Raw genomic sequence first — 22,288 nt, forward strand, 5'->3', positions numbered from 1 at the left:
AGGAATATTTCTGAGAAAAAGCAAACACCGATTACAGACGTACCTGCGTCCTCTGTTTGTTTTTCTCTCTGAATACCCGCGGAGTCATATGATACCTTTCTTTGAATACCCTGTGAAAATAACTGTTATTCTCGTATCCGACTGCTGCAATAATGTCACTGATGGGAAGATCTGTATCGCACATTAATTCCACAGACTTATTCAGGCGCTTCCTCTGAAGCAGTTCTTTGAAATTAAATCCTGTGCTCTTCTTGATCATTTTGCTTAATACATGCATGGACAAATGAAGCTTCTCACACAGCTCTGTCAGGGTGGCTGTCCTGTATTTCTGTTCAATATAATCCAGGGTTGTCATGGAGATCATGTTTTCGTACTGATTGGGGACGCACATCTCCACATACTGTACGGAATCTGTGATCATTATATCGAAAATTTGTTCTCCTTGCAACCTAAAACAACAGAGGGCGGATAAGCTTACGCCTTTCCGCCCTCTGTCTTTACTTAAAGGAATTCATCATAATAATTAGATCACATTGAATAATTAGTACAGTTTAGCCATTTCTTTTGTGTTTACTAACATAGTCTAAAACCTCCCAGTTAATGTTTATTGCTGTTTATTACTTATGAAACTTTATTATTTGTAAATCTTAATTCCAAAGGACTCGTGGATGGTTGTACGGGCCTCTTCGATGGTCTTAAATTCTTCTGCTTTCAGCATTTGTGCGGTAATGTTACCGATCGCAGTTGCTTCGCCAGGACCTGCATGGATTTCTTTCTTGGTTGCCTTTGCAGTCAGCTCATTGAGGTATCCTGCATTGGAACCTCCACCTACGATGTGGATACGGCTGTAAGTTCTGCCTGTCATCTCTTCCAGTTCTTTCGCAGTCTTTGCATAGCATTCTGCAAGGCTGGTATAGATCACTGTTGCGATCTCTCCCAGTGTTTCCGGAACCTGCTGTCCTGTTCTGCGGCAGTAATCTTTTACTTCCTCTGTCATATTGTCAGGGGAAAGGAAACATTCATCATTGGCATCTACTCTTGACGGGAAATCCTTCGCTTCCTCTGCCATCTCGCAGATCTGTGCGAAACTGTACGCGTCATTGAATTCATGACGTACAGACTGGATCATCCACAATCCCATGATGTTCTTCAGATAGCGAAAACGTCCTGCATAACCGCCTTCATTTGTGAAGTTCATCTCACAGCTCTTCTCAGAGCAGTCTGCTTCTTTTCTCTCAATTCCCATCAGTGACCATGTACCGGAACTGATATAGATAAAATCGTCGTCATTTGCAGGAACTGCCAGTACAGCAGAGCCTGTATCATGTGTAGCAGGTGCTACCACTTCCAGATCAAAGCCTACTTCCGCTTTAATCTCTTCTGTCAGATGTCCGATGCTTGTACCAGGCATGATCAGTTTCTGGAATATCTTCTTCGGATATCCAAGCATATCAATCAGTTCATAATCCCAGTCCTTAGTAGTCGGGCATACAAGCTGTCCTGTAGTTGCTTCCGTATATTCACAGGTTTTTTCCCCTGTAAGCAGGAAATGGAAGTAATCCGGTACATGGAGAAGTGTTTCTGCCTGTTCCAGATATTCCGGATGTTTCTTCTTCACTGCCATCAGCTGATAAACGGTGTTAAAAATTGCTTTCTGGATACCGGTTCTCGCATAGAGATCTTTCAGAGAAATAATCTTATAAACTTCTTCATCCATGCCATCTGTACGATGATCACGATATCCAACTGTATTTCCAAGAACCTGATCATTCTTATCCAGAAGTACGAAGTCTACGCCCCAGGTATCTACGCCCATGCTTACCGGGATCTTACCGATCTCTTTGCATTTCTTCAGACCGTTTACAACCTCTTTGAAAAGGCGGTCAAATTCCCAGCAAAGCTCTCCGTCCTTCTTTACCATTCCGTTTTCGAAACGGTAAATCTCTTCCAGAACCATTTTTCCGTTTTCCATATGTCCAAGAATGTGGCGTCCGCTGGATGCTCCGATATCTACTGCCAAATAATATGCTGCCATTGTAAATCCTCCTCAATATATGAATTTTAATTACGCTCTTCATATCTGATGCCTTTATTTTACCCCACAGAGTTCTTTCGGGTAAGAACCTTGTTTGTCCAAAAAAGGTCCTTATTTGCAAAATCTGGTGGTCATCATGATTTCTGAGCCTGCTCTTTTTCTTCTCGTTCTTTTTTTACTTTCTCTCTCTGTTTCGTAAGATCATAGTAATCATCTGTTAGAAAACCGTGTCTGCGCATGGCATCAAATACCTGTTTCTGGGCAGGCGTCATTTTCATTCCAATAGAATTATTATAATCAGTCAGGACACAGCCGGTCTTCTCGATCAGCCAGAACAGAGGGGAATCATCCTCCGGGATCATTTTCCAGATCTCATCTTCTGTCTCAGGAAACAGTGCCATAAGACCATGAAGGTGTCCTTTGGTGATTCTGTGATAATCCCCGTCCGGAAGGATCAGTCCGTCAGAGAAATTCTCATCCTTATATTTCATTTCTTCCAGTAATTCTTCTGTCACTTTCATTGTCTATCTCTCCCATATTGTCTTTTTTATTACTCCTAATTATACGTATCTGACAGGCACTGTGCAAGTTCAGTAATTACTTTGTGAAAAATTAACGCCGCACCACCCATATGGCAGTGCGGCGTCTTTTTAATTAGTACTCAATTATGAATTTCCGTATGGATTAGTCATAAAGGTTCGGAGCGATCTCTTCGTCGTCCATGTTTGTAGAATCATACCAGTAACCATCTGTAGGAACATCTTCAAGTTCCTGTCCGTTAGCTGCTGCTGTCAGAGCGTAGATTGCATAGTAGCCCATCATCAGAGGAGACTGTGTAACAGCACCTAAGAATGTTCCGTCCTGAACTGCTGCTTTGATGATAGAACCAGCATCAAAACCAACACCAACAACATCACCGTTAGCCGGGTCAGATCCAAGAACATTCAGGTTAGCGTTAGCTGCAAGAACACCTTCTGCTGCTGTCTGGTTGGAACCAAAGATAGCGATGCAGTTTTCCTGAGAAAGGATTGCCTGAGCCTCTGTTGAGCAAAGCTCTACAGTTGTCTGTGCCGGAACAGCTACCTGGATAACAACGTCTGCGTCTGCTTCTTCTGCATCTGCACCTTTAGCTGCGTTTACATAGAACTCATTACCTTTAACTGCAACTGTTTTTCCGTCAGCCTGAAGCAGTTCGATCATTTTGTCAATAAATCCGCCGCCACGCTGCTGGATATTCTGAGCTGTAGCATCCTGGTTAACTTCACCGATGATAACCTGTCCTTCTGCATTAGCTACAACATCTTTAATCGCATTGTACATGTTTTCAGCAGCTACAGAACCAGCCTGTGTGTTATCTGTACAAACTTCACAAACTACAGATCCTTCCGGAGCATCAGCAACACCTGTATCGAATGTTACTACCGGGATTCCTTTGTCTGCGCACTCCTGAAGTGCATCGAGAACAGAAGATGTATCGCATGCAGCAAGTCCTAAACCAGCCGGATTAGAAGCGATTGCTGTGTTGATCATATTAACCTGGTCAGCGATATCAGATTCACTGTTTGGTCCCTGTGCTTTATAAGTAACACCAAGTTCATCAGCAGCTTTCTTCATACCTTCCTGAGCTGCATCCCAGTATGTAGACTGGAAAGATTTAACCATCATCGGGAAATCATAAGCTTCATTAGCTTTCAGATCTTTGAACTGTTCCGGCATATCAGCTGCCATAACGCTTGATGCGGACATTCCTGCTACCATTGCTGCACACATAACTAATGCGATCACTTTTTTTGCTTTCATTTAAAACTTCCTCCTTTTAAATATACATTAATATAGTTTTTTTTTATAATGATACCCCGGAAGCTTCCTCTTTTTTCGTTCCTGGCCTTCCCCAAAATTGCCTTTGACAATACTGTCACTGAACATCCCTGGAAGCCTTCCGTTGTTTCATATCCATAAGAATTTTTTAATATAAATACTGTATTATTTTGTTGCTGCTTTCTTTTCTTTCATGATATCGATCAGGACTGCGACGATCAGAACCACACCTGTGATGATCTGCTGCCAGTTTGCCTGAAGTCCTACATATGGAAGACCTGTCTTCAAAAGCATGATAACGAAAATACCTGCTAATGTACCAACTACTGATCCATAACCGCCGGTCGCTGCCACACCACCTACGAATACACCGCCGATGGCATCCATCTCAAGACCTGCGCCTGTACCAGGCTGTACAGTTGGTGTAACTGCTGCATATGCAATAGCTGCAAGACCTGTGAACAGTCCGCACACTACATATACCATAACATGATAGAATTTAACATTGATTCCGGAAAGAGCTGCTGCTTCTTTATTGGAACCGATCGCGATGGTGTAACGTCCGAATTTCGTATGGTTCAGTACATATTCCATCACGAGAACCAGAATGATCATCCACAGGAAACCGATTGGATAACGGGAAGCACTTCTTCCTGTTCCGATCGTCAGTTTGAAAATTGAATGAAACCATCCACCATCCTGTGTAAGTCCCGGCCAAGGTGTGGCACTGCACAGGGAACCTGCGCCTCGGGTGATCATACAGGTACAAAGGGTTGCTAAGAACGGTGGCAGATTCATGATACCGATCAGTACACCGTTCGCTGCGCCTACAACTACTCCAAGTACAATACAGATCAGCATTGCAAGTGCAACCGGGAGGTTATTATTTCTTACCAGAGATCCTGCGATCAGTGCGTAACATACCATACCAGTTCCGATTGACAGGTCTACACCGCCTGTGATAAGCGGGAATGTAACACCGATTGCCATCAGGAGATCATAATATGAGAAATCCAACATACTCAGGATTGTGGTATACTGTCTGAACTCTTTACTCTTAAAGGAGAAGATTGCAAACAGTACAATAATAACCAGTAATACAATAAATCTCTGATCACTTAAAATACTTTTTTTCTTCTTAGTCATGACTTTCCTCCTTAATCGATATTCCGCGTAGCCTTATTCATGATGTGTTCCTGAGTAGCCTCTGAAATATCAATATCTCCTGTTACTCTTCCTTCACACATTACGATAATACGGTCACTCATTCGGAGAACTTCTGTCATTTCAGAAGAGATCATGATAATAGATTTACCTTCTGCAGCCAGTCTGTTCATTAACTTGTAAATTTCATTCTTGGCACCAACGTCGATACCTCTGGTCGGCTCATCGAAAATAAGGATTTCACTGTCTCGTGTCAGCCATTTTGCGATAACGACCTTCTGCTGGTTACCACCGGAAAGATTGACTACCAACTGTTCGCAGCTTGGAGTCTTGGTTGCCAGTTCCCTGACATATTTCTCTGAAACTTCTTTTTCTTTTGACTTATTAATAAAGATACCTCTGGTAAATTCTTCCATGGTTGCCAGCGTAGTATTCTCTGTTACAGATTTCTGTACAACACAACCATATCTTCTTCTGTCTTCTGACAGATAACCAATACCATATTTAACCGCATCCTGAGGGCTGTTGATAGTTACCTCGCGAAGCTGTCCGTCTTTTCCCCTTATGGATATCTTTCCGCTCTGTTTCGGGTCAGCACCAAACAGTGCTCTTGCTGTCTCAGTACGTCCGGCTCCCATCAGTCCTGAGAAACCAAGGATCTCGCCTTTACGAAGTTCAAAGCTTACATCCTGAACCATTTTTCCTGCGTTCAGATGTTCAACTTTAAGAACAACCGGTGCATCCGGTGCAACCATGCTGTGTTCCTTCGGATCTTCATAAATAACACGTCCAACCATCATGTTGATGATATCTTCTTTTGAACTTTCTGCTGTGATCAGTGTTCCTACATAACCACCGTCTCGCATGACGGTTACTCTGTCAGTGATCACCTTAATCTCATCCATACGGTGAGAAATATAAACGATTCCAAGACCTTTCTTACGGAGATCACGGATGATCTCGAATAAATCTGCTATTTCTTTCTCAGTCAGGGCTGCGGAAGGTTCATCGAAGATGATAACTTCTGCCTTATGGGAAATTGCTTTCGCGATCTCACACATCTGCTGTTTTCCGACTGTAAGATTGTTCATCTTTTCTCTTGGATCAATTTCAATGTTCAAATCCTGGAAAAGCTTTTTAGAATCTTCGATCATTTTCTTATCATCGATGCGGAAACCTTTCTTTGGTTCACGTCCGATGAAAATATTCTGAGCTACGGTAAGATCACCTACCATGTTCAGCTCCTGATGCACGATTACAACACCTGCATCCTGTGCTTCTTTTGTGTTATGAAATTCAGTTTCCTGTCCTTTATAGGTAATGGAACCTGAATCTTTCTGATAAATACCGGTAAGAACCTTCATCAATGTAGACTTTCCGGCACCGTTTTCTCCCATAAGAGCATGTACTTCGCCGCGTTTTACTTCGAAATTAACGTGATCCAGAGCATGAACTCCAGGAAAGGACTTATCAATGTCCTTCATAGTTAAAATAACTTCACCCATTGTTACATCCTCCCTTCCGATCAGTTCTTTCTACGTCTTGCTGAAACATCGACATAAACTGCTACGATTACAATGAGTCCTGTGATGATCATCTGCTGTCCTTTGCCAAGGCCGAATGCCATGATACCCTGCTGAAGAAGAGAAATGATAAACACACCGATCACTGTACCACCGATGGAAGCAAGTCCGCCAACCATGGAAGTACCACCCATTACACAACCTGCAATTGCTTCATTGTTATACTGATCGCCGTATCCAGGCTGAACCGTTGTATAAGCACCTACGAAGAACAGTGCTCCGATTCCAACTAAGACACCGCAGATCACATATGCAAGCATCTGCCATTTTCTTGTATTAACACCGCTGAGTCTTACTGCTTCGCTGTTAGAACCAAGGCAAAGGATATAACGTCCCGGTTTGGTGTTATAAAGAATGATTCCGCAGATCACTGCAGCAATGAGGAAGATCACAAGTCCTACCGGGAATCCATTGTAGGAAATGATATTTCTGAACCAGCCGTTTACAGGATCACTGCTCTGCGGCCAGCTTACTGACTGAGTTTTGGTAAATACGGATGCAATACCTTTGGCAATGTTCATGGATGCCATGGAAATGATAAATGCCGGTACTGACATATATGACACCATAAATCCGTTAAAGATACCAAATGCAAGTCCGATCAGTACACAGATCACCATGGCAGCCACACATGGTACATGATAAGAATTCATGCAGTAACCTGAGATCAGTGCACAACAGAACATTACAGGTCCGATGGAGAAATCGATTCCTCCAGTGGCAATTACAAATGTTACTCCAAGTGACAGAAAGCCCAAGAAATATACATAGTTCAAAGTAGATTTAATACTGTCGCTCACCGGGAACTTGCTTCCCAGAACTACTTTAAAAACCACGAACATCAGAATCAGAATACAGACAAGCAGGATTCTGTTCAGGCCGAGCTTTTTCACGATTGGATTTTGTTTCAACTTTTCCAAGTTTTTCACCCTCCTTACGTTTTTTCGTATTTCTCTTTGTTTTCTATATCTTACCTTACCTGCCGGATAATTGTAATGAAATATCTTCCAAAAAAAGGTTAAATATTTCCGGTCTTTCCTTCGGAAATATTTAACCTTTTTCATAATTTCAGTACTGTATTGTGTTGTTGGTTCAACGCTTCAGTCAGTTAAACGGAAAGATCAGCCGTTCAATATCGCTGTCGTACATGTTCTCCGGAGTGACCAGCTCACAGCCGGAATCTATATTTTTCTCCACTGCATCCCCATTGTACATATGAATGGTTTCTTCTACTGCCATATAGCCCATACGAAAAGCCTTCTGAACGATGATCCCTTTGTAGACTCCCATTTCCATCAGGTTAATCGCCTCCTGGGAACAGTCAACGCCTACCACTGCAATCTGATCTTTGGCCTGTGCATCACAGACTGCCCGGCCTACGCCAACTGCGGAATACTCGTTCATTCCTGCGATCAGCTCCAGATCCGGATATTTTTCCATCAGCTCATTGGTCAGCTCATAGGATTTCTCATAGAGAGAATTACAGTAAACCACATCCACGATATTATCTGCATAATCTCCCAGCCCTTCGCGAAATCCCTGTTCACGTTCCACTGCAGTGGAAACGCCCTTTACATGGCTGACAATGGCGATTTTTGAGTCCTTATTTAACAGTGTTCTGGCATATTTCCCCAGCATCCTGCCTGCTTCCACATTATCTGTAGCAACTGTCAGATCCTGAATTTCTTCTTCTGTATAGGAATCAATATATGTAATACGGATTCCCTGATCCTTCGCTTCTTTTAACAGCTCATCCGATGCGCTCATACTGGAAGGTGAAAACAGAATGGCATCCGGTTTCTTCTCAATGGCTTCCCTGAGAAGCTGATTCTGTTCTTCTATATCCTCTTCTTTAGCCGGTGCCATGATCTCAAGTTCAGAATTATATTCTTCTGCTGCCATCTGACATCCCGATATCAGTTCTGTCCAGAAATCATTGGCATCATCTTTGATCTTCGGAATATATATCATGGAACATTCCTGTGTCTGGGTAGCTTCCGGCGTCAGCAGACCGGTAAATATCACCAGCAGGGCAGCCATAAGAACAGCAATGATGATAATTTCTTTTTTATGACTTTTCATGGAATTCCTCCTGCTTTCCTGGAATTACAACAGACGCTGTGGTTCCCTTTCCTTTTTCGCTGTGATAAATGATACCGTAATCCTTTCCATAATATAAAACCAGACGCTGCTGTACATTATAAACCCCTACTCCATTGGAATGATAATTTACTTTATGTTTATCATAAATATGTTTCAGCGTTTCTTCATCCATTCCCACGCCATCGTCTATGATATCGATCACTACATTCTCATCTTTCCTGTATCCATGTACTGTCAGAAGTCCTCTGCTGTCCTTGTATTTCAGGCCATGATAAATTGCATTCTCCACGATCGGCTGCAGTACAAGGCGGATGATTGGAACATGGGTGATATACGGATCCACATCAATTTTAAATTCCAGTTTGTCTTTATAACGCATCTTCTGGATGGTAAGATAACTTCTGACATATTCCACCTCCTGGCCGATGGTCACAAGCTCTTCTTCATTACTGATGCTCTGCCTGAGAAGCCTTGCAAGAGAAGCTGTCATTATAACTACTTCTTCGTTTTTCTTTCCCTCTGCCATCCAGATAATAGAGTCTAGGGTATTGTACAGGAAGTGGGGATTGATCTGGGACTGAAGCGCTTTCAGTTCTATCTTTCTCTTCTGCTCCTGTTCCTTCACATTCTGTTCCATCAGATCCTGTATCCTGTGCGTCATTACATTAAAGGAACGTGTAAGGCTTCCGATCTCATTATCTGAGATCACTTCAATATCTTCTATATGGAAGTTTCCTTTCTGAACACTCTTCATGGAATCACGGAGTTTCTGGATAGGCAACGTGATATTTTTCGCAATAATGCTGGAGATCAGAAGTGCCACAATGATCAGTCCCATAGCCACCAGCACATAAATGCTTCTTGTCTGTCTGCTGTTTCGCAGAAGTTCCGACATGTTCATACATCCCACAATGGTCCATCCCGTAGTTTTCGACCTGGAAAGTGCGTAGATCTTCTCATCATCTCCGCTCTCTGCAGTGACAATATCAGACTCTGCATTCATTACAAGTGAAATGTTCTCTGTCTGCAGTTCATTGTAGAGCTGCTGCTGCTGAGGATGATAAACAATATTTCCATCCTGGTCCAGAATAAAAACATATCCTTTATCTCCCATGCTGCTCTGGGCACACAGCTCACTGATGGCACTGTAATTCAAGTCAATAAATACAACACCGTCATCTGCGCCCTGCCCTGTGTAATTATGGATTCCTCTGCTGAGTGTGATAACCCACGGACGTTCTCCCTTGATCACATGCTGTACATGGGAAGATGTCAGATTATATTCGTCAAATTTCCCCACTGCATCCCGATACCATGGCTGAGTCGCCAGATCCAGATAGGGATTGCGGACTGATAATCCATTATCAAACAGCAGCGGACTGTTCTTATCTTCTCTGACGATCCCGATATTCCTGATATCCGGTCTTCCTTTGAGGATGGTCTTAAACTGCTCAACCAGACGGTGTCTGTATTCACTGTAATTCTCATTCTCTATGGCGCCGCGTCCATTGCTGCTGTAAAGATATTTGTAAGCATCTCCACTCCCTGCAATTAGCGACGCAATATTATCCATATAACTGATATAGGAATCAATATTCTGGTTCAGCTGTTTGATGATGGTCTGGGTATACATGACTGAGTTCTCATAAATGGAGGAATTGGTATACCGCAGAGACACCAGAGTTACCACCAGCACCGCACTCAGGACCAGAACAGAAACCGCGCAGAAAATAGAACTCTGGATACTTTTAAATTTCGAAGGAATCCTTCCGGTTATTCCTTTCAGCTTCATCGGCGTTTCTCCCTTGCATATTCTGTAGTTGTTTTTCCAGTTATTTTCTTAAATGCAATTCCGAAATAATGAGGATCTGAAAAACCTACTTTCTCAGCGATCTCATAGTTCTTCATGGTTGTATTCTCCAACAGTTCCTTCGCCTTCTCCATCCTGGTCCTGGTAAGCACTTCGATAAATGTCTCCCCTGTCATTTCCTTAAAGATCGTGCTGAAATAACTGGTACTGATGTTCAGATAAGAACAGATACTGTTCAGGTTCAGATCCGGATCCATATAATTGTTCTGTATGTAATCCAATGCAAGCATTCCCTGTTTCTGTCCGCTTGAACTGTTCAGATTCTGAAGAGACTCAAATACATCCTTCGCATACTCTTTCACCAGTGCAGCTGCCCTGTCAAAGGTTTTCTCCTGTGTAACCGCTTTCAGGAGCTTCTCTCTCTGCACGATGATCTTCTCCGGGTCATCGCTGAGGGACTGACAGGTATTTCCAATGGCACGGATCACCTGCTGAAGGTAAATGCAGGCATAACTTTTCTCTACCATTGCACCTTTGATCTCTTCCTCGATCTGATCCATGGTCTCAACGACTTTCTGCCTGTTTCCCGCCTTTATTTCATCTGTCAGCACTTCCAGTATCCGGATAAGATTAATACTGTTGTCTGTCTTCTTCTCTTCCATGTCAAACAGCAGGTTTCCCCCCAGCAGATATCTGTAGCTGATGGCCTTATCTGCATCTTTATAGGAATAGATCAGTTCCTGGGGGGATCTTACCCATTTACCGATTCCAATAGAAGTCTCAATTCCGATCACTTCTTTTACCTTCTGCCGGATCTCCCTGCAGATACGGTGGATCTGTTCTGAGAACTCTCTGGACCTGTTTCCTGCAAATATGATACAGACCCGGTTGCTTCCCTCCTGATAGGAAACCCCTGCGTTCTCCCTAGTAACAATCTCATTGCTTACATTAAAAAGGACAAAGGACATCAGGGCACTTTCCTGCTGTTTATGCATATCCACCTGATACAGTTCCGAATACGTATCCATGTCAAAAACAGCTACCCTATAACTGGGACAGTCAAAACAGATCCCCAGCTTCTTCAGTTCCGTAAGGCTTACCTGCACATCCCGGGTACAGTTTACCAGTGTTTCCAGTGCCTTTGACCGGATCACATCTGCATTTTTGTGATAATCCTGAGAGGTCTGGGCAAGGGATTCCATTTTCTGCTGTTCCTTTTTCCTTGCATCTACCTTCTCTTTCATGCTTTCTATGACTCTCGCCAGTTCCATGGCAGTAACCGGCTTCAGCATATACTCACTGACATTGTACCGGATCGCCTTCTTCGCATATTCAAATTCCCCAAATCCACTGAATATGACGATCAGAATATCCGGATAATTATCATGAAGAAATTCGCTGAGTTCCATGCCGTCCATATAAGGCATACAGATATCTGTCAAAACGATATCCACTACATGGTTCTGTACAAACTCCACAGCCTGCCTGCCATTCTCGCAATCCCCCACAAGTTCACAGTCCAGACCTTTCCAGTCAATATTTTCACGAATCGCATCCCTGACCAGAATCTCGTCGTCTACCAATAATATTTTATACATATTAAGTTTTATCCCCCATAAGATCAGGCAGATTGTCCAGGTGCTGCTATTGCCCCAATTTCCGGCAGCCACTGTTTTTCTGTCTGTAAAAAAATCATCGGATATCTCCTGTCCGATTGGTCATCTGATTTTTATTATCATATCATATTTATACTAATTTTTCAATTTTTATCTTTTATTTTTGTATAGTTCATACAAAATAAGGGTACGTTTATGCCGCACCCTCATCTTGTCCTATGTAGTTATATTTCAGGATTTTCCTTTTTATTTCACGATCACGCCATCTTCATCCCAGAGATCATGCCAGTCCTTTGCACCTTTCCAGAGAAATACATGGCCTTTGATCAGACGGTTGTTTTTGTCCAGGGAACGAATGGTTTCCATCTCCTCTTCTGTCAGCGGATCCTCTATGACACATTTCAGGTTCATGGTATAGTTTTTCTCTTTTAATGAGAACGGAATCGGGGAAGCCCCTCTCTGTACTGCCCATTTAATACAGATCACTGCAGGATGTACTCCGTGTGCCTCTGCGATTTTCTTCATTTCCGGAAGTTCAATGTCCGCAATGTCTTCCGGCATCTTGTCTCTCTCCGGACGCTGCGGGGAACCGATGGGGCAGAAACCTACTACTTCAATGCCATGTTCTCTGCAGTAGTCAAAGAGTTCCGGCTGCTGGAAGCATGGATGAAGTTCCATCTCGATAGCCGCAGGTTTGATCCTGCAAAGCGGTAATACTGCTTCCAGTTTCGGGATCGTCATATTGGACATACCGATATGTTTCGTCAGTCCCATATCTACCAGACGTTCCATCTGTCTCCAGGTTGCCATGAAACGGTCCACTGAGAATGGTTTGGAGTCAGGATTACGGGAATCTACATCACAGTGTGGGGCATGATAGTTGGGGAATGGCCAGTGTACATAGTACATGTCCAGATAGTCCAGTCCCAGGTCTCTTAAGGATTTCGCACATGCAAGGAGAACATCTCCTTTTCCATGCATATCATTCCATACCTTGGATGCAATAAAGAGTTCTTCTCTCTTTACCACCCCTTCTTCAAATGCCTGTGCGAAAACCTTTCCGATCTGGTCTTCGTTGCCATAACATGCTGCACAGTCAAAAGAACGATAACCTACGCGGATCGCACCTGCTACAGATGCGGATACTTCTTCCGGATCTGCATGGTCACTTCCGAAAGTTCCCATTCCCACTGCCGGCATCCTGGCTCCTGTGTAAAGTGTTCTCTGCGGAACAGTAGCTGGATCAATAAATGTCATTTGATTTACCTCCTCTGATCTTGCTGACAGATTTTTGCATACATCAGCTTTTTTATTTTCCCTGTATAGTTTTTACTGCTTTCTTAACTTTCTTAAATTCTCAGTCTTCATTTACCAGAAGGATCTTTCCTTTTACCAGACCTGGTGTCTTGTAAAGCTGGAATGCTTCCTGTGCCTGGCTCATCGGAATCTTTTTATAAATAAGTGCCTGGTCAAATTTCAGTTGGCCTGTTGCGAAATAATGTGCAGTCAGATTCCATTCTTTTCCCGGGAATGGAGAACTGTAGGACATCCAGGATCCTGTCAGTTTAAATTCCTTACGGTTCATTTTTTCCCACTGATTCTGTGTAAAGCTCAGTTCTTCATGAGGAGTTCCGATGAAGCAGACATGTGCTTTGTTTGCAGCCAGTTCAAATGCCATATGCATAGTTGGAACCTGTCCTGCTGTCTCGTATACATAACCGTATCCTTTTCCGTCCGTGAGGGCCATTGCTTTCTCCATAAATCCCTCTTCTTTTGTATTGATCACATAATCTGCGCCGAGACGTTTCGCCAGATCCAGACGTTCTTCACTGATATCGAACACTACCACTTTCTTAGAACCAAAGATCTTTGCCCACTGCATGGTGAACATACCGATGGTTCCGCCTCCAAGGATCGCTACACACTGGCCGCCCTGATAATCGTTCTGGAGCAGACCATGAATGGCAACTGTGGATGGCTCGAACATGGCACCCTGTTCATAGGAAATGGATGGATCAAATGGTACTGCGTTCTGCTCCGGGATCACTACATAATCTGCGTTACTTCCGTTCTCTCTGGAACCGATGAAGCTGTAATGTTTGCAGAGAGAGAAGTTGCCATTCTGACAGTCATCACATTTCATACATGGGATCAGCGGTGCACCGGATACGCGGTCCCCCACTTTTACCTTCGTAACACCTTCGCCCACTTCTACTACATCTCCGGAGAATTCATGTCCCAGTACGATGGGATAAAAATGCACCCCATTATGCAGTACACGTGGAACATCTGATCCGCAGATACCGGAACATTTTACTTTTACTTTTACCCAGCCCGGTTTTACCTGAGGTTCTTCTACTTCCTGATAACGTACATCTTCATTTGCTACTACAACTGCTGCTTTCATTGCTCTGTGCCTCCATTTCAGCGGATAGTTCTGATCCGCTTTCTTATATTGCTGCTTATAACAGATTCTTTATTTATTGCAACTTTTTATTCTTATTTCATCATATGTTCCAGTGATCTGTACAGCTCCAGATAATTGGCATATGCTCTGTCATATACTGCCTTCTTATCCGGATCCGGCATGTGCTTTCTTGTCTCTTTCACTGTCAGCGCCACTGCTTCTTCATAATCCTTATAAAAACCAACCCCAACTCCTGCCAGGATTGCGGCACCCAAGGTTGTGGCTGTATCTGAAGCAGGCACTTCCACCGGCTTTCCGGTTACATCAGATTTGATCTGTGTCCAGAGAAGGGAATTCGCGGAACCACCCATTGCCCGGAGCACTTCTGCATGAGCACCTGCTTCCTCTGCAATTTCCAGATTATGGCGCAGGGAAAAAGCTACTCCCTCCATGCAGGCTCTCAGCATATGCCCCTTTGTCTTCGAAAAGTCCAGACCGTAGAATACACCTTTGGCATGAGGATTCCAAATTGGGGAACGCTCTCCTGCCATATACGGAAGAAAAATTACACCGTCACAGCCCGGAGCGATTTTTTCCCCGATCTCATTCAGCTGATCCAGGGAAGATTTGCCGGTTTCTTCTTTCATCATTCTCTCGTAATCTGCAAATTCCCGTTCAAACCAGCGCATCACTCCACCGCCGCCGGTCGTTCCGCCCTGCAGAAGCCACTGTCCGGGTACTACATGAAAGCCCAGGATCAGTCTGGGATCTGCCTGATAGCTGTCTGTGCAGATGCTCATTCCGCCGGCCTGTCCACCCTGCTCCTGTGTTTCTCCCGGATGGATCACTCCGGCCCCAAGCGTACCGCAGGCTGCATCCAGTCCTCCTGCTGCGACGGGAATCCCTGCTGTTAATCCACACTGCTGTGCCGCTTTTTCTGTCACTGTCCCCACGATGGTATCGCAGGAGCAGATTTCGGGCAAAAACTCTGCCGGAATTTCCAGCTTCTCACACATCTGCAGATCCCATGTTCCGGTGTGCATATCGAAACAGTGAAGTCCATATCCCTGTGAAACATCCTGCGTAATGGCGCCTGTCAGTTTATAGACAATATAGCTGTTTGACTGCAGGATCTTATAGATTTTTTTATAAATTTCGGGAAGATTCTCTTTATACCAGAGAATTTTCGTAGTGGTATAAGATGGCTGCAGGGAATTTCCTGCTACTGCAAAAATTTCGTTCTCCCCCATTTCTCTGTTCAAACGGTCACAGATTTCCTGTGCTCTGGTGTCCATCCATATGGGTGTATTGGTTAATACCTTTCCCTCTTTATCAATGGCAATGGCAGACCAGCTCTGACCGTCGATCCCGATCCCTGCAATCTCTTCCGGCGCGATCTGGCCTTTCTCAAGAACTTCCCGGATGGCCTGACATACAGCCTCCCACCATTCCTCCGGATTCTGTTCCACCCAGCCTTCTCTGGGATAATACACCGGATAGTCACCTGTTGCCGCTGCCTTTACCTGTCCTTCCCGGTCAAAAACTGCTACCTTACAGGCACTTGTTCCTATATCAATTCCAAGTAAATAGATCCCTTTCATGATTCCCCCAATTCCTTATCCGTTTCTTATATTTCACGGATATCCCTGACAGATTTCCCCAATTCGATCTCTGTCTGCAATTTCTCCGTTATATAGTTTCTTTCTTCAACCCCGTTTCCTGCGTCCAGACGTTCCAGCATGATCTCTGCCGCTCTCCGGGCGATTTGCTGGGTAGGCTGGGTTACAATGGTAAGTCTGGGGCTGCATGCCCTGGCAAACTCCCTGTTGTCAAATCCCACCAGGGACAGTTCCCTGGGAATCTTTATCCCCAGTTCATTCACACCGATCACAGCACCCATCGTCATTTCATAATTCACCACAAATACTGCTGTCATATGGGGATTTCTTTTCACCAGATCCTCCAGTGCACGGACACCCCCCTGCATGGTATAGTCTCCGTGGTACACCAGTGACTCCTGAACCGGAATGGATCTTTTTTTATGGGCATTACAGTATCCCCGCAGACGTTCCTGGGCTGTGTAGATCTCACGGGGACCGCCGATCAGTCCGATGTTTCTGTGTCCTTTTTCAAATAAAAGATCCACTGCCCTTTCTGCTGCTTTCTCATTGTCTACCAGAACACAGTCACTGGAGATTCCCGGGATCTTACGGTCTATAAGCACAACAGGTTTCCCTGTTTTATAGAAGGATTTCAGATGCGATCCTGTCTCATCTACAGGCATGCTGATGATCCCGTCCACCCTTTTGCGCATAAGGAAATCCACTGCGTCTTTTTCCCTCTTTTTGTCTGTACGGCAGTCACATACAATGGTGGCATATCCATGGCTGCGCAAAATATCCTCGATCCCGATAATGATCTGTGTACAGAAGATCTGATCCAGCTCCGGGATCACCACACCGATGGTCCTGGTAGCATTGGTCTTTAATCCCCTTGCCACTTCATTGACTTCATAGTGAAGTTCTTCGATTGCTTCTTCGATCTTGATCCTGTTTTTTTCCCTCACATTTCCTCCGTTAAAATAAGAGGAAATGGTGGCAAGCCCCAGTCCTGTACGTCTGGCAATGTCTTTCATGGTTGCTGCCATAAAATTTACTCAGCCTTTCCGTCGCAACCGCAGACTTTCATACGTCCTTTGACAAGTTCTTTCACTGCTTCGATTCCTGCCTTGCCATATACTTTCGGGTCAAATACATCCGGGTTTTCTGCGAAGGTTTCTTTTACAGCTTTGGAATAGGCGGCACGTAATTCTGTGGCAAAGTTTACTTTACAGATACCGCGTTTCACACAGTCACTTACATCTTCATCTGTAAGTCCGGATGCGCCATGAAGAACCAGCGGGATATCTACTACTTTACGGATCTCGCTTAAGCGCTCTTTGTCAAGGACTGGAGTTCCTACATAGAAGCCGTGTGCTGTTCCGATGGCTACTGCCAGAGAAGTAACACCTGTGCGCTCTGCGAATTCTTTTGCCTGTGCTGGGTCTGTGTTGGTATCTGCTTCTGCTTCCAGATCGTCTTCCTTGCCGCCTACCTTGCCAAGTTCTGCTTCACATGGAACACCGATGGCTGCTGCCACATCAGCGACCTTTTTGCTCACTGCAATGTTTTCTTCAAAGTCCAGTTTCGAACCGTCGATCATAACAGAGGTATATCCTGCATTCAGAGCCTGCATTGCCAGTTCGAAGCTACTGCCATGATCCAGATGAAGGCATACAGGTACAGATGCTTTCGCTGCTTCTGCTGCTACGATAGCCTGATAAGTTTCCAGTGTTCCGTATTTCACAGTAGACGGTGTGGTCTGGATCATGACAGGTGCTTTTAATTCCTCTGCTGCCTGAATGATCGCCTTGACCATTTCCATGTTCTCTGCATTAAATGCACCTACTGCATAGCCGCCTTTCTGCGCTTTTAATAACATTTCCTCAGATGTAACCAATGGCATTTTTTTATCCTCCTGTTTTCGAAATATGGTGATTTATGTCTTTTCGTTCCAAAACCGAAACGTTTCTGTTTTAGATTATCATACAGCCCATGCTCTCTACTGTCAACTATAAAAATTTTATCTTTTTCTGGAAAATTTTACCTTGATTAATGGTGCTGATGATTGTAAACTGTTAGTTATAAGTGAGTGTACAAATACTACTGTTCATTCCGTACACAGTGACGTATGGACAGTAACTGCTCTGTTACAGTGTTCATTTTCAGGGATAGTGAGTGAGCCGTAACTGCAGATTCTATTTTGAAAGGGGTAATTACTTATGTTAATGGGAATTCCTGAAATTTTATCACCGGAATTATTAAAGGTTTTATGTGAAATGGGACACAGTGACCGTCTTGTGATCGCAGATGGCAACTTCCCGGTTGAATCCATGGGAAAGAATGCCATCACCATCCGCTGTGACGGACATGGCGTACCGGAGATCCTTGATGCGATCCTTCAGCTGTTTCCTCTGGATACTTATGTAGAGCATCCTGTCAATCTCATGGAAGTTATGCCTGGAGATGATGTGGAAACTCCAATCTGGGATACCTATAAAGAAATCGTAACCAAACATGACCAGCGTGGTGAGAAAGCCATCGGCAATATCGAGCGTTTCGCTTTCTATGAAGAAGCAAAGAAAGCATACTGCATTATCTCCACCAGTGAGAAAGCACTGTATGCCAATGTAATGCTTCAGAAGGGTGTTGTAGTTAACAAATAACCACAGGTCTGCCTTTCATTTATTACTTCGATAATTAGGACAATTCGAAGTTTCCTTTGAACTGTCTCAATTATACACACATTTTCCAAAAAAGAACAGCTGCACCATTTTGGTGCAGCTGTTCTTTTTTATTCTATTTACTGTTCAATAGGAATCATCCATCCTTATTTTTTCTTTTTAAGAAAATAGATCATCAGGATAACGATCACAATGATCCCGATAATACTGATCCAGGTCACCGGACTATGGAACCCGCCGACTGCTTTTACATTCTCACCAGACGCTTTCTTTGTATCATCCTGGCTGTCTTTTGTGCTTTCTTTTGTTGGTGTGGCTTCCTTTGTGGGAGTGATCTTCTCTGTAGGAGTTACTTCCTGGGTTGGCGTCGCTTCCGGAGTCGGTGTAGCTTCCTCTGTAGGAGTAGCCTCCGGGGTTGGTGTTACTTCCTCTGTAGGAGTGGCTTCCGGAGTTGGTGTCACTTCTTCTGTAGGAGTGGCCTCCGGAGTTGGTGTTGTTTCTTCCGTAGAGGTAGCTTTCGGAGTTGGTGTTGTTTCTTTCTCAGCTGCTGTCTGAGCGCTGTCACCCTGCATGTCAACTACCTCGGACTGATAATCTGTATCACGGTCCAGACTCAGCCAGCCTTCTGGATCTGTATCTGCTTTTCCCCAGTTCACACCGTCTTCACCGTGGATCTGCTGTGAGATATGTACGACCGTTCCATCTGCAATTCCATCAGAACCTGCGACTTCTCCGTATTTCTCACCTGGTCCGTTATAAAGATCTGCGTTTCCGTCTTCTGTCTGTACCTTTACCTGGAGGTCTACGTCCTCGCCGCCAAAGGTCTTAAATTCTGACTCGATGGCTTTCGCTCTGTCTACAGGATCCAGATTATCCATAGGCACATATCCATTCATTCCATGGTACTGTGTATATCCCCATTTCTTATTGTCAGTACCGGTCTTCTCTCCCTGAATATGAATGGCAGTTCCGTTTACGATCTGTTTCTCATTCAGCCTGCTGCTCTGTGGATCTGCTTCTGAATAAATATACACTCCTCCATCCGGACTCTGCACGATCATATAATAATCCGTTACATACTCCGGATCCTGGCTGACACCATCATCAGCCCAGACGTTCACTGCCAGCAGCAGGCTGCACAGCAACGCCACAATGATTCCCCATTTTTTCTTCATACTTTCTGTCCTTCACTTTTTCATTTTCAACGTTTCACAGCAGATGAGCTTTTATATCCGCTGTAGGATCTTCCGTAAGGTTCTTTCACATACGCCCTTACCGCATAATAGTATGATACACCTTTCTTAGCGGTTTTGTCCAGATATGTTGCTGCAGTTCCTTGGGAAATTACTTTAATTGATTGATAAGTTCCGCCTTTTATCTTCCTGTATATGCGATAACCGTCACAATTCTTCTGCGCTTTCCAGCGGATACGGATTCCTTTGCTCTCTTTTTTCACAGAAGTGATGGTCTGCTTCGCAGGAACTGCCTTGATCACTTCCCCGGTTGTATAGCTGCTTAAATAAGTTTTCCCTCCTGCCTTATACCAGGCACGGACTGTGTATCGGTAAGACTGGGCTGGGGTTATCTTCATATCTTTATATTTCAGGACAGAACCGCTGACAGAAGCAATCTTGCTCCATTTGCCCCCTTTTCCTGGTCTTCGGTATATATTATAGCCTGCAGCGTGGGATACTTTTTTCCAGGATACGGTATTGGAATCCTGTTCTGCTTTTACCTGGAAACTGGGTTGTTTTATGGTTCCATACGTATCCAGGGTTCTGGTATGTGCTTTGATCCTTGCACTCCAGTTCTCTTCTTTCGTATCGTGCCATGCGCCCTGGTCCCCAGCTTCTTTATAAAAGGTCTGGCCTTCCTGAATATCTGCCTGTGATTCAAACCAGGTGCTTCCGTCTGCATTGTTGTACTGCGCAGACGCTTCTACACCGAATTTTATGGTTTTGCTGCCATTGTTGCGGATCACTATCGCATATTTTTCACCTGGAAACAGTGTCACTTCCGGGATCTCTATGGTCTGTACCCCTGCTATGGACTGGGTGAATTCATAAGGCTGGGCGTAGGCTGCTTTTCCGCTCTCCGGATTCTGGCTGTCTGTTACACCGGTGTATATCTGTATGGCATAAGAAGAATTGTCCGTAAATGAAGTAACATTGATCTCTCCCAGAGACTCCTGTTTCCCTTTTCCTGCCTCTGCGATATAAATCGCTGCCACAGACTCTCCCGTTGTTATCTGCACTGTAGTAACTGCGGAGGATCCATCATAAAAATAATTGTTTTTGTACTGCTGATCTTCCACGGCAGAGGCTTCTGCTGCCACCAGATTGCTGATATTGGGATCCTGATAGGAAAGATAAAAATAGCCCTCATCTCCCCAGTCACTGCCCCAGCTGTTTTTGGCGATCCATGCTCCGTCTGCAGTGACCTTGGACTTCGAAAGGAAATTATCTTTCGAATAATTGTCATCCCATCCCACGATCGTCACGATATGGTTAATACGTTTGCCAGATCGGGTTGTCAGATCACTGTAGCCGCCTGTATCTGCATTGTAATAAGAAGTTCCCATATAAAACATCACTGATACAGACTGATTCTGGGTGATCATCCGCTTCATTCTGTTTACGGAATATCCTGAGAAATAAGCATTCTTCAGGTATGCAGCTGCATGATATGCCTTATCACTTCCAACAGGCTGTGTTAGATCTTTGGTATGGGTCTCATCTGTAGGGAACGGCACATCGTCCTCTGTAGTCATTCCTGACCATCCTGAGAGGAAAATGGATGCCAGATAATCGTTGCCACCGATTTCATGATAATCGCCGTTTACAATATTCTGGTCTCCCGTCGTATTTCCCAGAGGATCATTCTCCCTGTGAGAAAAGAAATAAGACAGATGTTCTTCTGACAGGTCGTATTCCCCTTTTCCCTGAGAAAGAAGGGAGGTCTCCAGCAGGGACGCCTGGCCAAATGCCCAGCAGGTACCGAAAGGATGCTGGTTTTTCGCTGCAGTGACTACCCCCAGTTGTCTGGCATCATAGGTTTCCGGGTAAGATGCCGCTCTCTCTCCGTATGCAGAATAGACAGATTCCAGATCACTGTCTACCTGAATTCCCGGATCCAAAGGTGTCAGTTCTTTGATCGGAGCAAGCTGCTCTTCTTTTTCCTCTTCTGTCAGAGGACGTCCTTTGATATAGCGGATTCCTTCGGATATACTTTCTTCTCCGTTCTGGAAATCCTCATGATCCTGAAATTCCTCTCCAGACTGAAAGCTTTCTGTCTCATCTTCTGCAGTAAATTCTGAATCTTCCATGCTGAAATCTGCCAGAAATTCTTCAGCCCCGTTAGTGTTATCCTGCTGTATTTCTTCCACGCCGGATCCGAATTCTTCCTGTGCCATCACAGGTGTTCCGGACAGAACCATGGAACATGCGAGAAATATGGGAAATATCCTCATT

General features: G+C 44.3%; 18 protein-coding genes. 1 reads left to right on the forward strand and 17 read right to left on the reverse strand.

The annotated features are described in order from the left end of the window. Positions 1-31: 31 nt before the first annotated feature. The 15 genes from R8695_RS13560 to R8695_RS13630 all read right to left on the reverse strand — a co-directional run bounded on the left by R8695_RS13560 (position 32) and on the right by R8695_RS13630 (position 18,040). The gene (locus R8695_RS13560; protein WP_243139446.1) at positions 32-421 is read right to left on the reverse strand and encodes a helix-turn-helix domain-containing protein; all 390 of its coding nucleotides are present in this window, start codon (positions 419-421) and stop codon (positions 32-34) included. Positions 422-634: 213 nt separating this feature from the next. After that, positions 635-2,035 (reverse strand): rhamnulokinase, encoded by a 1,401-nt coding sequence (rhaB, locus tag R8695_RS13565; protein ID WP_118511020.1) that lies wholly within the window; start codon positions 2,033-2,035, stop codon positions 635-637. A gap of 134 nt (positions 2,036-2,169) precedes the next feature. Then, positions 2,170-2,556: a hypothetical protein gene (locus R8695_RS13570; protein WP_154779647.1), complete on the reverse strand. Its 387-nt coding sequence runs from the start codon at positions 2,554-2,556 to the stop codon at positions 2,170-2,172. Positions 2,557-2,719: 163 nt separating this feature from the next. Further along, the gene (locus tag R8695_RS13575; RefSeq protein WP_118511024.1) at positions 2,720-3,835 is read right to left on the reverse strand and encodes a substrate-binding domain-containing protein; all 1,116 of its coding nucleotides are present in this window, start codon (positions 3,833-3,835) and stop codon (positions 2,720-2,722) included. Between the two features lie 183 nt (positions 3,836-4,018). After that, a complete protein-coding gene (locus tag R8695_RS13580) occupies positions 4,019-4,999 on the reverse strand; it encodes an ABC transporter permease (protein ID WP_118511026.1) in 981 nt (326 codons plus the stop codon). Between the two features lie 11 nt (positions 5,000-5,010). Further along, positions 5,011-6,522, reverse strand: coding sequence for a sugar ABC transporter ATP-binding protein (locus R8695_RS13585; RefSeq protein WP_154779646.1), 1,512 nt, complete (start codon positions 6,520-6,522; stop codon positions 5,011-5,013). 20 nt (positions 6,523-6,542) lie between these two features. Further along, positions 6,543-7,520 (reverse strand): ABC transporter permease, encoded by a 978-nt coding sequence (locus R8695_RS13590; protein ID WP_118511030.1) that lies wholly within the window; start codon positions 7,518-7,520, stop codon positions 6,543-6,545. Between the two features lie 184 nt (positions 7,521-7,704). After that, positions 7,705-8,682 carry a substrate-binding domain-containing protein gene (locus R8695_RS13595; protein WP_154779645.1) on the reverse strand — a complete coding sequence of 326 codons (978 nt, stop codon included), beginning with the start codon at positions 8,680-8,682 and terminating at the stop codon, positions 7,705-7,707. Then, on the reverse strand, positions 8,669-10,495 hold the full coding sequence (locus R8695_RS13600) for a cache domain-containing sensor histidine kinase (protein ID WP_154779644.1): 1,827 nt from the start codon (positions 10,493-10,495) through the stop codon (positions 8,669-8,671). Before R8695_RS13600 ends, R8695_RS13595 begins: the two co-directional genes overlap by 14 nt. Beyond that, positions 10,492-12,111 carry a response regulator gene (locus tag R8695_RS13605; RefSeq protein WP_154779643.1) on the reverse strand — a complete coding sequence of 540 codons (1,620 nt, stop codon included), beginning with the start codon at positions 12,109-12,111 and terminating at the stop codon, positions 10,492-10,494. The genes R8695_RS13600 and R8695_RS13605 overlap by 4 nt, the downstream gene beginning before the upstream one ends. Before the next feature lie 264 nt (positions 12,112-12,375). Then, the gene (locus tag R8695_RS13610) at positions 12,376-13,386 is read right to left on the reverse strand and encodes an aldo/keto reductase (protein ID WP_154779642.1); all 1,011 of its coding nucleotides are present in this window, start codon (positions 13,384-13,386) and stop codon (positions 12,376-12,378) included. A 100-nt stretch (positions 13,387-13,486) separates the two neighbouring features. Then, positions 13,487-14,536 (reverse strand): galactitol-1-phosphate 5-dehydrogenase, encoded by a 1,050-nt coding sequence (locus R8695_RS13615; protein WP_118511040.1) that lies wholly within the window; start codon positions 14,534-14,536, stop codon positions 13,487-13,489. A gap of 92 nt (positions 14,537-14,628) precedes the next feature. Continuing rightward, positions 14,629-16,137, reverse strand: a complete 1,509-nt coding sequence (gene xylB, locus R8695_RS13620; RefSeq protein WP_118511042.1) for a xylulokinase — start codon at positions 16,135-16,137, stop codon at positions 14,629-14,631. Between the two features lie 26 nt (positions 16,138-16,163). Continuing rightward, entirely contained in the window at positions 16,164-17,183 is a 1,020-nt protein-coding gene (locus R8695_RS13625) for a LacI family DNA-binding transcriptional regulator (protein WP_154779641.1), read from the reverse strand. A gap of 5 nt (positions 17,184-17,188) precedes the next feature. Further along, positions 17,189-18,040 carry a class II fructose-bisphosphate aldolase gene (locus tag R8695_RS13630; protein WP_154779640.1) on the reverse strand — a complete coding sequence of 284 codons (852 nt, stop codon included), beginning with the start codon at positions 18,038-18,040 and terminating at the stop codon, positions 17,189-17,191. 316 nt (positions 18,041-18,356) lie between these two features. Between R8695_RS13630 and R8695_RS13635 the strand changes: the two genes are divergently transcribed. Beyond that, positions 18,357-18,800, forward strand: coding sequence for an RbsD/FucU family protein (locus R8695_RS13635; RefSeq protein WP_118511048.1), 444 nt, complete (start codon positions 18,357-18,359; stop codon positions 18,798-18,800). Positions 18,801-18,964: 164 nt separating this feature from the next. Here R8695_RS13635 and R8695_RS13640 read toward each other — a convergent pair whose 3' ends face one another. Further along, positions 18,965-19,993, reverse strand: a complete 1,029-nt coding sequence (locus tag R8695_RS13640; protein WP_154779639.1) for a hypothetical protein — start codon at positions 19,991-19,993, stop codon at positions 18,965-18,967. A gap of 26 nt (positions 19,994-20,019) precedes the next feature. Continuing rightward, a complete protein-coding gene (locus tag R8695_RS13645) occupies positions 20,020-22,287 on the reverse strand; it encodes a C1 family peptidase (RefSeq protein WP_243139445.1) in 2,268 nt (755 codons plus the stop codon). Position 22,288: the final 1 nt, after the last annotated feature.

It is taken from the genome of Blautia luti (assembly GCF_033096465.1).
Taxonomy (GTDB): Bacteria; Bacillota; Clostridia; order Lachnospirales; family Lachnospiraceae; genus Blautia_A; species Blautia_A luti.

Excerpts from the sequence above, each read along its gene's own strand:
- R8695_RS13645 (WP_243139445.1), bottom strand. The coding sequence starts at position 22,287 with ATGAGGATATTTCCCATATTTCTCGCATGTTCCATGGTTCTGTCCGGA.
- R8695_RS13640 (WP_154779639.1), bottom strand. The coding sequence starts at position 19,993 with ATGAAGAAAAAATGGGGAATCATTGTGGCGTTGCTGTGCAGCCTGCTG.
- rhaB (WP_118511020.1), bottom strand. The coding sequence starts at position 2,035 with ATGGCAGCATATTATTTGGCAGTAGATATCGGAGCATCCAGCGGACGC.
- R8695_RS13615 (WP_118511040.1), bottom strand. The coding sequence starts at position 14,536 with ATGAAAGCAGCAGTTGTAGTAGCAAATGAAGATGTACGTTATCAGGAA.
- R8695_RS13575 (WP_118511024.1), bottom strand. The coding sequence starts at position 3,835 with ATGAAAGCAAAAAAAGTGATCGCATTAGTTATGTGTGCAGCAATGGTA.
- R8695_RS13600 (WP_154779644.1), bottom strand. The coding sequence starts at position 10,495 with ATGAAGCTGAAAGGAATAACCGGAAGGATTCCTTCGAAATTTAAAAGT.
- R8695_RS13570 (WP_154779647.1), bottom strand. The coding sequence starts at position 2,556 with ATGAAAGTGACAGAAGAATTACTGGAAGAAATGAAATATAAGGATGAG.
- xylB (WP_118511042.1), bottom strand. The coding sequence starts at position 16,137 with ATGAAAGGGATCTATTTACTTGGAATTGATATAGGAACAAGTGCCTGT.
- R8695_RS13610 (WP_154779642.1), bottom strand. The coding sequence starts at position 13,386 with ATGACATTTATTGATCCAGCTACTGTTCCGCAGAGAACACTTTACACA.
- R8695_RS13635 (WP_118511048.1), top strand. The coding sequence starts at position 18,357 with ATGTTAATGGGAATTCCTGAAATTTTATCACCGGAATTATTAAAGGTT.
- R8695_RS13605 (WP_154779643.1), bottom strand. The coding sequence starts at position 12,111 with ATGTATAAAATATTATTGGTAGACGACGAGATTCTGGTCAGGGATGCG.
- R8695_RS13585 (WP_154779646.1), bottom strand. The coding sequence starts at position 6,522 with ATGGGTGAAGTTATTTTAACTATGAAGGACATTGATAAGTCCTTTCCT.
- R8695_RS13630 (WP_154779640.1), bottom strand. The coding sequence starts at position 18,040 with ATGCCATTGGTTACATCTGAGGAAATGTTATTAAAAGCGCAGAAAGGC.
- R8695_RS13580 (WP_118511026.1), bottom strand. The coding sequence starts at position 4,999 with ATGACTAAGAAGAAAAAAAGTATTTTAAGTGATCAGAGATTTATTGTA.
- R8695_RS13560 (WP_243139446.1), bottom strand. The coding sequence starts at position 421 with ATGATCACAGATTCCGTACAGTATGTGGAGATGTGCGTCCCCAATCAG.
- R8695_RS13595 (WP_154779645.1), bottom strand. The coding sequence starts at position 8,682 with ATGAAAAGTCATAAAAAAGAAATTATCATCATTGCTGTTCTTATGGCT.
- R8695_RS13625 (WP_154779641.1), bottom strand. The coding sequence starts at position 17,183 with ATGGCAGCAACCATGAAAGACATTGCCAGACGTACAGGACTGGGGCTT.